Origin of the sequence: Onishia taeanensis, from assembly GCF_013349955.1 — a bacterium.
Lineage (GTDB): Bacteria > Pseudomonadota > Gammaproteobacteria > Pseudomonadales > Halomonadaceae > Onishia > Onishia taeanensis_B.
This window is the reverse complement of sequence record NZ_JABVXC010000011.1, coordinates 1-13,063: the sequence shown is the minus strand read 5'-3', so window position 1 is coordinate 13,063 and position 13,063 is coordinate 1. Positions and strand designations below refer to the sequence as shown.

Sequence of the window (13,063 nt, the reverse complement as noted above, 5' to 3'; positions counted from 1 at the left end):
CGAAACATTGCTCTAGAATCCCCCTCCTTCAACGCCAAGGAAGACCAAGATGACGCAACCGCTGGGTTCAGTGATGTTGGATCTCGAGGGTCCCCAGCTGACGCCGGAAGAAGCCGATCTGCTCATGCGCCCCGAAGTGGGCGGGGTGATTCTGTTCGGTCGCAACGTCGAAGATGCCACCCAGGTGCAGGCCCTGTGCAGCGCGATTCGTGCGGTACGGCCGGACTTATTGCTGGCCATCGATCAGGAAGGCGGGCGCGTGCAGCGGCTATGTCGCGGCGTTACTCGTCTGCCGGCCATGGCACGGCTGGCCGAAGGCTTCGAGACCAACTCACAGGCAGCCTTGCAGCATTGTCAGGATGCCGGCTGGCTGCTGGGCATGGAAATGGCCGCCTGCGGGCTGGACATCACCTTTGCCCCGGTACTCGACGTCGACGGTGGCGAGTCCACCGTGATCGGCGATCGCAGCTTTTCGAATGATCCTGAGGTGGTCAGTCGTCTGGGCGGCGCCTTTATCGCCGGGCTCAACGAGGCCGGCATGGCCGCCGTGGGCAAGCATTTCCCCGGACACGGCGGCGTGGCCGCTGACTCCCATCTCGAACTGCCTGTCGACCCGCGTCCGCTCAAGGAGCTGCGCGAGCATGACCTGGTGCCCTTTGCCGACCAGGCCACGCGACTTGGCGGCGTGATGCCCGCGCATGTGGTCTATTCCGCCTTCGATGCCCGTCCGGCCTGTTTCTCGCCCAGTTGGCTGGGCTTCCTGCGTGAGGAGATCGGCTTCAAGGGCGCGATCTTCTCCGACGACCTGTCGATGGCCGGTGCCCACGTCGCCGGTGGCCCCGGCGAGCGTGCCCTGGCGGCGCTGGAGGCCGGCTGCGACATGGTGCTGATGTGCAACGACCGCGCCGCCGCGCTGGAAGCGCTCGACGCCTGCGCCGGTCGCGGCAGCAAGCGTCAGGCCAAGCTGCGCTATGCGCGTGCCCGGCCAAGCCTCGATAACCTGCCGGCGCTGTCGCGCTGGCGCCGCATCCATGCCCGGCTGGAAGCCCTGGCCAATGGCGAATCTTCCTCTTCATTCCCAACCGACTCGTGACCCCATGACTCAACAAGCTTCTTCCGCCGACGCGTCCCTGGCCGCCATGCGCGACATCATGGACAACGCCGACTGCCTGATTTCCCAAGAGGCGGTCGAGCGGGCGCTGGACCAGATGGCCGAGAGGATCACCGCCGATCTCGGCGACAAGCTGCCGGTGTTCTACTGCGTGATGAATGGCGGCCTGATCACTACCGGCCACCTGCTGACCCGGCTCGGCTTTCCGCTGGAGGTCGATTACCTGCACGCCACCCGCTATCGCGGCGGCACCCGTGGCGGCGAGCTGTTCTGGCGCGTTTCGCCGGAGGTGCCGATGGCCGGCCGCCATGTGGTGATCGTTGACGACATCCTTGACGAGGGCTCGACCCTGGCCGCCATCCTGGCCTACTGTCGGGAAGCTGGCGCCGCCAGCATTTCCACCGCCGTGCTGGTCGACAAGCACCACGACCGCAAGGCCGTACCGGGCCTCAAGGCCGATTACTGCAGCCTGGATGTCGAGGACCGCTACGTGTTCGGCTTCGGCATGGACTACAAGGGCTACTGGCGCAACGCGCCGGGGATCTTCGCGCCCCAGGGCATGTAAGCCCGGCGCGGCGGTCATAGAGGCGGTCATCGATAAGGAGGAGGGGCAGCATGCTCGCGATCATCGGAGGCACCGGCCTCACCCAGATGCAGGGGCTGGAAGTGACCAAGCGCCACAGCGCCGAGACGCCGTTGGGTTCGGCTTCCGGTAGCGTGTTGCAAGGCCAGCTCGGCGAGCACGAGGTGCTGTTCCTGGCCCGCCACGGGCATCCCCACAAGCTACCGCCGCATCGGGTCAACTATCGCGCCAACCTATGGGCGCTGAAACAGGCCGGCGCCAGCCGCATCGTCGGCGTGAATGCCGTGGGCGGCATCGACCCCGCCCATGACCCCGAGGCCCTGGTGGTGCCCGATCAGTTGATCGACTACACCAGCGGGCGCGAATCGACCTACTTCGATGGCCGCTTCAAGAGCCTCAAGCACATCGACTTCTCCTGGCCCTATGATCACGCTCTGCGCCAAGCCGTGCTGGAGGCGGGCAGGGCGGCCGGCGAGGCCCTGCACGATGGCGGCATCTATGGCTGCACCCAAGGGCCGCGCCTCGAGACCGCCGCCGAGATCGCCCGCATGGCGCGAGACGGCTGCAGCCTGGTTGGCATGACCGGCATGCCCGAGGCCACGCTCGCCCGTGAGCTGGAAATCCCCTATGCCTGCCTGGCGCTGGTGGTGAACCCCGCCCCCGGCGTGGTCAAGCGCGAGATCACCATGGCCGAGATCGAGGCCGCGCTGGTCGGTGGCATCGAGCGGGTCAAGCGCGTGCTGGGTACCTTGCTGGAGGCGGAGTAACGATAGCTGGCCGCCAATAATAGGGCGGCCATTCTTTTATGGAGACTGGCTCAAGGTGGCTGCTTCAAGAGCTGGGGCTCAAGAAAGATATTCGACAGGCTCTTGAAGCGACACCGCCGTACCTGACACCTCAATCCCTCCCGAGGCCGGTATGGTGACCTCGAGTCGACTCGGCCGACCCATTGCTTCGCCCTGCAGCAGCGTCAACTGCGCGGGTGCCTCTATTAATCCCGCATCGCGCAAATAGCCTCCCAATGCCGCCGCCGCTGCTCCGGTAGCCGGATCCTCTATCACGCCACCGACCGGAAACGGGTCGCGCACATGAAAGCGTGTCGATGACTCCTGCCACACTAGCTGAAGCGTGGTGAGATTCTCACTTAGCATCAAGGCCTTGAGTGATCCGAAGTCATAGGACAGGGCATCGAGTCGCGCCTTGGAGGCGGTGGCTAGCATAAGGTGCCAGGCGCCGGCATAGGCCACTGCCGGCGGCAGGTTCGAGTCCAGCTCATCCGCCTGCCAGCCAAGACTCGCCAGTGCCGCCTCCACCAGGGCGGGGTCGGCGCCCCGGTGCTCTGGCGCCACCGAGAACAGCGAAGCGTGCCAGTCGCCGTCGATCTGCTCCACGGCAACCGGTACCTCGCCGACTGCCGTGGCAAGCCGATAGGTGCCTGCCCCATTGAGGTGACCCAGCACCACGCCGGCGGCGATGGTGGCATGGCCACAGAAGCTGACCTCTGCCTCGGGGCTGTAGTAGCGCGCCGTGTGCATGCCGTCATGCACTGGGCCGAGGAAGACCGTTTCGGAATAGCCCACCTCGGCGGCAATGCTAAGCATGGTTTCCGCATCGGGCAGGGCTTCACCGATCCAAACGCCGGCAGGGTTGCCGCCCTTGGGGTCATGGGTGAAAGAGGATAAACGGTAGAGAGTGCCTGTCATGTCAGTGCTCCTGATCGAGGGGGGTAACTGGCATTATTGGCCTAAAATATATAACAGCAACGTATCGTTTCTCACCCATAGGCTTAACCGGAGTAAGCCATGTCGTCTTCCTCTCGGCTACCCTTGGCCGCTCTTCAGGCCTTCGAGGCGGCGGCGCGCCACGGCAGTTTCAGTGTGGCCGCCGATGAGTTGCATGTGACCGCTGCCGCCGTCAGCCATCGCATCAAGGCGTTGGAGGAGAGCCTGGCCCTGCGGCTGTTTGAGCGGAAGGCACGTGGGGTGGTCCTCACCGAGGCTGGCGTGCGCTACCAGGCGCGCATTGCCGAGGCCTTCACTCTCATCGATCGCGCCACCCGTGAGCTGAGTCAGCCGAGTGTCGACGGCCCGCTATGGGTGTCTGCGCCCCAGGCTTTCCTGCAACATGCCCTGATGCCGCGAGTAGGCGAACTGTTGCGTCGCCATCCGGGGTTGGATCTCACGCTGATTGGCGACAACCGGATGGCCGATCTCCGCGCTGGCAAGGTCGATGTCGCGATTCGGTTTGGCAACGGAGACTACCCCGGCCTGAGTGTCGTGCCCCTGCTTGACGATGCCATCACGGTACTGGCTCCCGCGCATGGTGATGGGGAGCACGAGGATTGGCGGCACACCTGCTTCATCGAGGACGCAAGCGCCTTGCCCACCGAACCCTGGAGCCACTGGCATCCATGGTGGCGCGAGGCGGGGCTGCATGCGCCGCAGGAGTTGCGACGACTCAAGGTCTCGGACAGCGGGCTGGCGCTCGCCGCTTGCCGTGAAGGGCTGGGGTTGTGTCTGTCACGCCTCTCGGTGGCCCAAGAGGCAATCGATCACGGAGAGGTCATTGCCTTGCGCCCCTGGCGGCGCACGGAGTTCAGCTACTATCTGGTCAGCCTGCCAGGGGCGGCGGATACTCCTCGACTCGTCGCCTTTCGTGACTGGCTAGAAGAGACACTGCACGACTTGCGTCAGGCGATGAGGGCGGCGATTCGTCAGCCAGCAGCCTAGCGGGCCGCTGCGCGATGCTGTGCTGGGCTCATCCCCCTGACACGCTTGAAGGCGGCGCTGAAGGCATAGGGCGTGGCATAGCCGACTTGCTCCGCCACGCCGCTCACCGTGGCATCGGGCTGGCAAAGCAGGTCCGCCGCCAGGGCCATGCGCCAGTGCTTGAGGAAGGTCATGGGCGGCTCGCCGACCCGCTCATGGAAGCGCCGCGCCAGAGCGGCTCGCGAGGCGCCAGCCTCCATCGCCAGAGTCTCCAGCGTCCATGGGTGTGCTGGGCGGTCGTGCATCATGCGCAGGGCATGCTCCACGATGCGGTCGCCCTGATGGCGCCACCAGGCCGGTCGCCCCGCCTCCTCTCGGGCGAACCAGGCCTTGAGCACGGCGGTAATCAGCAGGTCGAGCAGGCGGTCGAGCACCGCCGCCTGGCCCGGCTCGTCGATCGCCATGGCGTCGCACAGTAGTGCCACCAGCGGCGATTCCCAGTCCTCGCGGGACAGCATCAGTACCGGGGGCAGGGCGCGCAGCAGGCGATCGCTGATATCGCTCAGGTGCTCGTAGGCGCCGACCAGAAACATCGTATCGCCCGCAGGATCGTTGCCCCAGGTGCGCACCCCGTAAGTCATGGCGTCATGCACCGATTCTCCTGCCAGGTCGCGGCATTGCTGTCCCGGATGGATGACCACCTGCGGGGGAGCGTCGGGGGCGTGGGCGATGGTGTAGTGAACAGGAGAGCGGGTGACGGCGATATCCCCCGGGCCGATGCGCAGCGGTGCGCCCTCATCCGGCAGCAGCCATGCCTCGCCGGTCATGCCGGCGATAAGCGTCAGCGGCGATTCGGCGAGGATGCGCAGTGACCAAGGGGCACGCATCACCGTGCGCAGGGCGAAGGCGCCTCGCGCCCTTGGGGCGTCCAATAATCCACCTAGCGTATCCATCGCTCGATTATAGACGGATGCGTATGTATCTGAGCACCTCGAGCATGGTGGCAACGTAACGCGCTCCTTACTCTTGAGCGGTATGGCAACCGTCATCATCGCCCCTAGAGAGGAGGGCCCTCATGAACGCTACATCAACTTCCCATCAGACTTCCCGTCAGGCCCAGGACGAGCTCGTGCTGGTGCTGGGCGGCACCGGCAAGACCGGGCGCCGCGTCGCCGAGCGACTCAAGGCGCGCGGCATTTGCACCCGGATCGCTTCACGTAGGACGCTGCCAGCCTTCGACTGGCAGGATCCAAGTGGCTGGAAGGCCGTGCTCCAGGGCGTATCGGCGGTCTACATCACCTACGCCCCGGACCTGGCGATCCCTGGTGCCAGCGAGGCGATCCGGCGCTTCGTGGACGAGGCCGTTTCCAGCGGCGTCCAGCGCCTGGTGCTGTTGTCGGGACGAGGCGAGGAGGAGGCCCAAGCCTGCGAGCGGATCGTTCAGGCGGCAGGTGTCGAGTGGACGGTGGTGAGAGCGAGCTGGTTCCTGCAGAACTTCTCGGAAGGCGAGTTTCTCGGCATGGTACGAGAGGGCGCTATCACTCTGCCCGCCGCGGACATTCCCGAGCCCTTCATAGACGCCAACGATATCGCCGATGTAGCGGTGGCGGCGCTGACCGAACCGGGCCATGCCTATGAGACGTACGAGGTCACCGGGCCTCGCTGTCTGACCTTCACCGAGTTGGCCGACGAGATATCCCGTGCGGCCGGGCGCGAGGTGCGCTTCACACCAATCCCTAGGGACGCCTTCGCCCAGGCGCTTACCGAGTCCGGTGCCCCGGGTGAGGTCGTCTGGCTGCTGAACTACCTGTTCGAGACCGTGCTCGACGGGCGCAATGCCCATGTTGGAGATGGGGTGCAGCGGGCGCTGGGGCGTGCACCCGTCGATGTGACGGCCTTTGCCCGCCGCATCGCCGCGCGTGGCACCTGGCAGGCAGCGGGCGAAGCCGCGACCGCCTGAACCGCGAAGGCTGTAATCGGGTAGGGGCCAATTGCCCGCTCGTTATGCGCCCAATCATGGGGCGGGCAATTTAACTACTCTTTCTTTCTGCTACTGGTTCGCTCATGAGGCAAAATGCATAGCTCTATCGTACGGGAAATCAGCAATAAGAACTTGGCATCTAGGTTGGCCTTGCAGCGATCAAGCTAACCGCAGAATTTTCTCTGCCAAGGCTGCAAGCGCCTTATCATCCGCACGCTTATAGTCGTGAGACGAAATATAGCCCTCATAGCGGTCAAAGTACTTGTCTACGCGAGAAGCTATCGGCTGGAATTCTGAAGTCTTTCCGGTGCCATGCATAGGAAAGAGCTTCGCATGTAAATGGTCGACTCCATAGCCTTCGAACATCATTCCTGTACGTGCGACACCATCCAAGGCTTCGTCTAGCAACAAAGCAACCTTTTTAGAAGCCAATACCAAAGAGGTCACGACATCATCATCTTGAGCGAACAAGTAGCTTGAGGCATGACGTTTCGGGATGACGACCGAGAATCCGGGTGTATTGGGGAAGATGGAAAGAAAGGCCAAGTGCTCGTCATCTTCCCATATCTTATGGCTTGAAGCCTTGCCGCTTACGATATCGCAAAAAATGCAAGTCATGATTTCTTCACTTTTAAAACGGTTGTGCTTATTTGGTGATGCTTACCTCAGGCAGACATCAATGATCACACCTTGACGGAATACTTGAGGTCTCGCGCCTCATCGCCTGTCATACCCCGAAAGCCCCAACAGTGAGGCGGCTGCTCCTTTATCGTGATCTCAACGTCCACGGGCGAAATGCCCACATTGGACTCTATCTTGCTGAAAAGCGCCTTGATCAGTGCCTTCTGCGTCTCAGGGGTACGCCCCTGCATCATGTTGATTTCAATCGCTGTGTAGGCGGGCGTTCTACCACCCGGATAGTAGAAATCCTCTGCATTCATCGGTATGAAGCGATGAGCTCGCTTGTCTTCGGGCATGCCGAGAACTGACTGCATGCAGCCGTGAATGACCTCGGAAAGCTGGGCCTTAACCGGGTTTAGATGTTCCTTGATTCCATAGACGACGATCACGATGCCTCCATGCGTGTTTTTAATTTGTAAGCCGCAACCAGTTGAAAGACTGCCTAAGGAAATCTTCGGCATTCTCTTCAATGATTAATCCGTGGGCTAAGATGATTTTTTCGGGCTTCCAGCTAAGGATCGTCTCAATGTGGCGTCGTATCTCTGCCTTGTTTAGGTAAAAACTGTAACGCCAGTCTATTGGCATTTTTCCATTGGGTGCCAATATGCCTGATAGTCTCGCGACTTGTCTCTTGAAGAACGGGAGGGCTTTTGGGGAGAAGTTTTCGATAAGATCCGTTACGATCAAGACGCCGGAAGTTTTGTGGAAGAAAACACATTCCTTCATGGCAGGAGAGCCCGTCACCAGCAACTGACCTATTTCCCGATCCCAAGGTGAGATCGTTGCATTGTCGAGAGTGCCGTCGAAAGAGAGGTCACTACGTTTATTGATCACTTCCTCAGTGCCATACACCAGGGCTTCTGGATAAGCCTGCTGCCATTGTTTAATGAATAGGTGATGTAGGCGGTTCGGCGCAATGATGTACTTTACCCGCCCAAGCGCTTCAACCTCGGCTTGTATAGCTGGCTCCAACTTTATAGGGCTATGGATCCATAGGTCTCCGCTGGAGAGCGCAATAACCGTCATCCGTGTAGTGTATGGTAGCGAATAGAACTTTACTGCCTCACCATCAAATATCCAGATGTTTTCGGCAATATACCTCATTCCCATTCTATATTCCTCTGGGTATATGGTGCTTCATTAAGGTAGAAAAGCGCCACTTAAAGCATAAGGTTTTTGCGGTGAAAGCCAGCCAAGCCCAATAATTTTTATTTCTCCGCGGTCAATCCAGCAAATGGCCAAGTCCGGAATAAAGCATCCAAACACCAACGCTTAACAGCATTGCACCATAAACCAAGTTTTGTTTCCGTAAAAAATCTTGATTTTTGATGAGCTGGTCAGATATTTGACCGACTGTGCTCCAAAGTAGGTGGCCGACGAGACAAACGAGTACGAAGCATACCGACAGCAGGGCTGAAGAGGTAAAAGTTTCATTTGGAAATTGAGAATAAATGACAACCAGAACCGTAACTACTTTGAAGTTCAGAGAGCTGATCACCAATCCAGCCTTGAACCCATATTGAACTCGGTCAACCTCACTACCTGAGGATGACCTTATTAGGCTGAGACCTAAATACACGACATAGATAGCCCCTAAAACCGAAAAGAAAGAAGCTATTTGAGGGCTTTTGCTTAATACTACAGATAGCCCAAGTCCGGTTAAAATGGAGTAAATGAAAATAGGAGTATTCAAGCCCAATATGAAAGGCGCAGATCCTTTTATCCCCTGTTTTGCCCCGACAGTAGCGCACATGACATTGTTTGGCCCTGGACTCCATACCAGTGGGATCATCATTGCCAAGAAAAGAGCTGCCGTTTCGAGCATGTTATCTCCTGGTGCGGAGTTATCGATGCGTGTCCGCTGAAGTGGGGAAGTCCAGAACGATTTTCAACGCCTTGTTAGTTGTTGAATTTTATCGCGATTTATTTCGCCAAAAAGTATCCCCTTTAGGATATCGTCAGAAACCTCTTCGCCTACATAGAGAAGCGCTGATTCAGCCCCAGAGTCTTTCGCTAAAGATTTTAACCCAGCTCTTTCTATATAAGTTAGGTCGCCTTCAATTTTCTCCATTGGATGAATAAGAGCTATGGGTGAAAATAAAAAAGAGCTTCTTGTTTTCTTGAAGACATATTTTAAGAGTTTCTGAGCAGCTGGTGCGTCAGCCAATAACATTCTAGGATGAGAGAATGGATTAAATAAAATTGCATTTTCTTCGATTGCATTTAAAGCATCATTACCATATGCAATAATTTTTTTACCACCTTTAGACTCCGGCTTGATTGCCATATAGGGAGGTTGGTCAAAAATTTTTCCGTCCATTAAGTTTGTTACTTTAAGCCTGCTTTCCCATATCTGAACATATAAGACACCTCTTGTTTTCATTACAAGCTTGTTATACATCTAGAATAGTTCCTTATTGCGGCAATGAGCTAAAAAATTCGGTGAGCACCGACAACTAACGCTGAGCGAAGCGGCGGCCCGTCAGGGACGTCCGCCTTACGCGACTGGTTAGTTCACTCACGGCGAGCCAGTAGCAGCCCGATCCCAGCACTCCCAAGAAATCCAGCACAGATCCTATTGAACAGTTGACGCATAGCCGGACGAGAAAACCAGTGGCGCAACATCTTACCAAAGAAGGCGTAGGTGCCTATTGCGATCCATTCAAGCATCAGAAAAAGAGCACCCAAAACCAGGAACTGAAATCCTACTGAGCTTGAAGGATCGACAAACTGAGGAAGGAAGGCCGTAAAGATCAAAATGGCCTTTGGGTTCCCAGCAGCCAAAAGAAATTCTTGCTTCGCCAATTGGAGTATGTTTTTACCCGCCGGTGACTCGTCATCGGCAACAGTCGGGTCTGCTGTCCAAAGCTGGAAAGCCAGCCAAAGAAGGTACAGGCCGCCGATGACTTTTATAGCAAGAAATAACTTCTCAGACGTGTACAGCACTGTTGCTAAACCTGTAGCTGCGAGAGTAATCATACCCACAAAAGCAACAAGTCGACCAATGCCAGCACAGCAGGCCGCGTAGACGCCATAACGTTTGGCATTCGCCATTGAAAGAAGATTGTTTGGTCCTGGAGCCATGTTTAAAGCAAAGCTCGCTGGTATGAATAAAAGGATCGTCGATAAGGTCACAGTTGATTCTCCTTTTTGAAAACGCCAGCAGCATGCGCGCCCATGAAATGAAGCCGAAGGCGCAATGTAATGGGTGTCGCCGTGCCTGCATTGGTTATGCCTAAAGTACTCGATTGATGATGAACGGCAAGAATATTTCATCAGAATTTTCTTGTAATTCATGACCTACGCGGCAATCAACATTAACGTGGAAATTTCCGTCAGAAAATTGAACATTCTTTCGATGACCGTCCTCGCGCTTAAGCAACATGTCGATTGCTTGCTCAGGAATCTTTCCTTTTAACTGTTTGAGTATTTCTTCGCCGAAGTCAAATGTCATTACATAACTATCACCCTCTTCGGATTCTATTCCTGAACCTGTTGTAAATAGGTCTGGATCTAGCTGTGCAATAAACCCAACGGGTACATTGGGAAAAATTAAACTCTCAAACTCATGAAATCCAAGCCGCTTCAGGTGTAGGCCAAAGTCTTTGGCCAACTTAAAATCAGCTTTAGTAACATTCTCTGGAGAAACATATTTTTTCAGGTTGTCAAAGTATTTGGCTAATGACCTCATATCGAAATGTAGAATCGGCTCGCCCTTGCTGATGTGGTAAAGAGCGAACTCTCGTCCGTTGCATAACGCAAATATCGGTGCTCGAATTTCACTGTGAATGGCATATGAGTACGCTTGCTCCACATGCTTTCCGTCGAGAATATTCTCGTTTGGCCCTTTAGCTTCGAGAACCCAAGCAAACTCACCATTCACTTCGAATAGGTAGTCCGGGATGCACGTAATTTTCTTTCTGGCGCTACCAACTGAAACGAAGGGGTGCTTCAGAGGCTTGCTTCGAATTATCTTGAAAGGCCTCGCTGTGCTGTAACCAACAGCTTTTATGATGGGAGAGATAATTTCTTCCCTCACCGAATCCTCTCTGAAATCAGAGTCTTCTAGAGCCTCAAAATCAAAGTCTTCAATAGGATTAAAGGCTTTCTCGAATTTCAAAATTGCTCTCCGTTTCAAAGGGAATAACGCCAAAATATGCGGCGCCCGACGTAGGAGGGCGTCCGGCGCGTGAAACGCGCGTACATCATTTGCTTGTTAGCATCTTCGCCATACGTTCTAAGTCGGTTGCTACCCCTTCCAATCCAAAAAAGTTAGTAGGATGCTCATAAAGCATATCGTGAGTCATCGGGTCGGGCTGATATTCGGACAGCCTCGTCCTTAGCTCATCCCTCAACAGGATCGCATCGACCTTATACTCCCTCGAATACTCACCGAGAGCCATACCCATAACCCGCATCAAAGGATCAGCAGCCTCCTGACGCCATTGTTCGTCATCGTCGCCATGTTGGTCATCCTGACCTCTACTGACATTGGTAATAGCCTCCTCATAGGCCGACTGATACTTGTCTTTGATATCCCGAATACCTCGCACCACACCTAGCGCCTTGTCCCGCAGGGCTTCCTCTGTAGTATCCACCACTTCCATATGCTTATCTTCAAGCTGCAGTGCGCGAGAGCGGTACTGATCTACTTGCTCATCTTTCAGGTGAATTCTCTCTCGTAGAGTCTCGTTGGTCGCACGAAGTTGCTCAACAACAGAGCCGTATCGCCACCGAGCCAATGCATAAGCAGCCATCAACACCAGCACGGCAAGAATCACGAAAGCAAGCGGCGCCTGTGAAAGCGCATCCCATTCACTTGATAGGTGATCGATTAGTTTATCCATTAATTCACAATACCGTTGCTAACGACCGACTCACGCGCTGGTTTGGAGCCGTAGCGCGGCGGAAAACCGGTCGCCGTGCAGCCGATTGTTAGCTCTTATCCTTTCTGTCGATCATAAGAGAGCTAGGAGCAAACGTCTCGCAAAAGACTTCTGCACCAAACTTGATCGCCAGTGCGGCCGCACTGGCAGCGACCATTGCTACAGTAATGCTCGCAGAGTTGAATGCCGCCACTATGGCTCCGGCGATATACTTTTTATCGTAGACAACCGATAATCCTTGGCTCCACGCTTTGAAAATATCACTATCGGGACTACACACAGCTCTCCAGGCAACCCGCTTTAAGGCAGAACTTGCACGTTTCCCGAGTGCCTCCTTGTTTTCCTCTGTTATAGGAGGTGGAAGCATTTTCCTGTCAGGGCCTGAAAGCCGCAAATTATAGGTATTTCTGACATCCTTAAGTAGATCAACTGATCGTTGCGGAACGGCCCGCCCCATTTCGAGATATATTTGGTTCTCGGATTTCGTCATCACAAGCTGAACTGACTGATGATCAACTTCATCCAGATCAAGCTTCTCTCCTGATTCCTCCTTCAAACCTACTAGGATGCTTTCTTCTTCGAGCCTCTCAATTAGGCGCCTGTGGAACTGCTCTCTTCTATCTGGAGACTTAATGTTGTTGATGTTCTTTACGGCTCTGATAATCATGTCCCGAGCCTTTTCCAGGTTGCCCTCTCGCAGATAGCAAATTGCTAGAAGAGAGGTCGCTTCAAGGTTTAGCCGTGTTCTCGAGCTGCTTTTCTGTATTGCTCCCTCAAACCCCATTTTGGCGAACGTCAAGCTGCCGGCTTCCATTGCAGTCTCATAAAGCCAGTTTTTAGCTTGGAGAATGCGAGTTTCATGACCAGTTGGCCGCAACAATTCTTGAATTTGGGCTGTTATCCTCTTGGCTCGATTCAGATCAGCGGCTCCCACACACGACCTCAGCTGTGGCTCGAGTTTCGCCAGCCTTTCTTTCTGCGCTTTTGATAGCGGTTGATTTTCAGTCATAAATCTAAGATGTCCGAAGGAGGAGTTAACTGTTCAGCATTTCTTCGCCGTGCGGAGCATGGCGTATAAATGCCTGTTGGACTAAGCCGCCCATCAGGCTGCTA

16 protein-coding genes are annotated in these 13,063 nt (G+C 56.0%); 5 read left to right on the top strand and 11 right to left on the bottom strand.

Annotation, left to right across the window (positions count from 1 at the left end; all coding sequences use genetic code 11):
* The first annotated feature begins 49 nt into the window (after window positions 1–49).
* The 3 genes from nagZ to HUS66_RS12680 are packed head-to-tail and all read left to right on the top strand — an operon-like array spanning window position 50 to window position 2,461.
* Window positions 50–1,093 carry a beta-N-acetylhexosaminidase gene (gene nagZ, locus HUS66_RS12690; protein ID WP_175071280.1) on the top strand — a complete coding sequence of 348 codons (1,044 nt, stop codon included), beginning with the start codon at window positions 50–52 and terminating at the stop codon, window positions 1,091–1,093.
* A gap of 4 nt (window positions 1,094–1,097) precedes the next feature.
* Window positions 1,098–1,676 carry a hypoxanthine-guanine phosphoribosyltransferase gene (locus HUS66_RS12685; RefSeq protein ID WP_092527484.1) on the top strand — a complete coding sequence of 193 codons (579 nt, stop codon included), beginning with the start codon at window positions 1,098–1,100 and terminating at the stop codon, window positions 1,674–1,676.
* Window positions 1,677–1,726: 50 nt separating this feature from the next.
* Window positions 1,727–2,461 carry an S-methyl-5'-thioinosine phosphorylase gene (locus HUS66_RS12680; protein ID WP_175071279.1) on the top strand — a complete coding sequence of 245 codons (735 nt, stop codon included), beginning with the start codon at window positions 1,727–1,729 and terminating at the stop codon, window positions 2,459–2,461.
* 78 nt (window positions 2,462–2,539) lie between these two features.
* On the opposite strand, the gene HUS66_RS12675 is transcribed toward HUS66_RS12680, so the two are convergent.
* Entirely contained in the window at window positions 2,540–3,397 is an 858-nt protein-coding gene (locus tag HUS66_RS12675) for a PhzF family phenazine biosynthesis protein (RefSeq protein ID WP_175071278.1), read from the bottom strand.
* 99 nt (window positions 3,398–3,496) lie between these two features.
* On the opposite strand from HUS66_RS12675, the gene HUS66_RS12670 reads away from it, so the two are divergent.
* Window positions 3,497–4,423, top strand: coding sequence for a LysR substrate-binding domain-containing protein (locus tag HUS66_RS12670; RefSeq protein WP_175071277.1), 927 nt, complete (start codon window positions 3,497–3,499; stop codon window positions 4,421–4,423).
* Here the strand turns inward: HUS66_RS12670 and HUS66_RS12665 are convergent.
* Complete coding sequence (locus HUS66_RS12665) at window positions 4,420–5,355, bottom strand: AraC family transcriptional regulator (RefSeq protein ID WP_175071276.1); 936 nt, start codon at window positions 5,353–5,355, stop codon at window positions 4,420–4,422. The two genes, HUS66_RS12670 and HUS66_RS12665, sit on opposite strands and share 4 nt — an antisense overlap.
* Window positions 5,356–5,477: 122 nt before the next feature.
* Between HUS66_RS12665 and HUS66_RS12660 the strand changes: the two genes are divergently transcribed.
* Window positions 5,478–6,362, top strand: a complete 885-nt coding sequence (locus tag HUS66_RS12660; protein ID WP_175071275.1) for an NAD(P)H-binding protein — start codon at window positions 5,478–5,480, stop codon at window positions 6,360–6,362.
* Window positions 6,363–6,542: 180 nt separating this feature from the next.
* Here HUS66_RS12660 and HUS66_RS12655 read toward each other — a convergent pair whose 3' ends face one another.
* The 9 genes from HUS66_RS12655 to HUS66_RS12615 all read right to left on the bottom strand — a co-directional run bounded on the left by HUS66_RS12655 (window position 6,543) and on the right by HUS66_RS12615 (window position 12,764).
* The gene (locus HUS66_RS12655) at window positions 6,543–7,001 is read right to left on the bottom strand and encodes an HIT family protein (protein ID WP_175071274.1); all 459 of its coding nucleotides are present in this window, start codon (window positions 6,999–7,001) and stop codon (window positions 6,543–6,545) included.
* Between the two features lie 65 nt (window positions 7,002–7,066).
* Window positions 7,067–7,453, bottom strand: a complete 387-nt coding sequence (locus tag HUS66_RS12650; RefSeq protein ID WP_175071273.1) for a tautomerase family protein — start codon at window positions 7,451–7,453, stop codon at window positions 7,067–7,069.
* A 19-nt stretch (window positions 7,454–7,472) separates the two neighbouring features.
* Window positions 7,473–8,168 carry a DUF4336 domain-containing protein gene (locus tag HUS66_RS12645; RefSeq protein WP_175071272.1) on the bottom strand — a complete coding sequence of 232 codons (696 nt, stop codon included), beginning with the start codon at window positions 8,166–8,168 and terminating at the stop codon, window positions 7,473–7,475.
* Window positions 8,169–8,286: 118 nt separating this feature from the next.
* Window positions 8,287–8,889, bottom strand: a complete 603-nt coding sequence (locus HUS66_RS12640) for a LysE family translocator (RefSeq protein ID WP_175071271.1) — start codon at window positions 8,887–8,889, stop codon at window positions 8,287–8,289.
* A 63-nt stretch (window positions 8,890–8,952) separates the two neighbouring features.
* Window positions 8,953–9,465, bottom strand: coding sequence for a rod shape-determining protein (locus tag HUS66_RS12635; protein WP_175071270.1), 513 nt, complete (start codon window positions 9,463–9,465; stop codon window positions 8,953–8,955).
* Between the two features lie 113 nt (window positions 9,466–9,578).
* Window positions 9,579–10,199, bottom strand: a complete 621-nt coding sequence (locus HUS66_RS12630) for a LysE family translocator (protein WP_175071269.1) — start codon at window positions 10,197–10,199, stop codon at window positions 9,579–9,581.
* A 100-nt stretch (window positions 10,200–10,299) separates the two neighbouring features.
* The gene (locus HUS66_RS12625; protein ID WP_175071268.1) at window positions 10,300–11,184 is read right to left on the bottom strand and encodes a type I restriction enzyme HsdR N-terminal domain-containing protein; all 885 of its coding nucleotides are present in this window, start codon (window positions 11,182–11,184) and stop codon (window positions 10,300–10,302) included.
* An 85-nt stretch (window positions 11,185–11,269) separates the two neighbouring features.
* Window positions 11,270–11,911 carry a hypothetical protein gene (locus HUS66_RS12620; RefSeq protein WP_161463178.1) on the bottom strand — a complete coding sequence of 214 codons (642 nt, stop codon included), beginning with the start codon at window positions 11,909–11,911 and terminating at the stop codon, window positions 11,270–11,272.
* A gap of 88 nt (window positions 11,912–11,999) precedes the next feature.
* On the bottom strand, window positions 12,000–12,764 hold the full coding sequence (locus HUS66_RS12615; protein WP_217488009.1) for a hypothetical protein: 765 nt from the start codon (window positions 12,762–12,764) through the stop codon (window positions 12,000–12,002).
* Window positions 12,765–13,063: the final 299 nt, after the last annotated feature.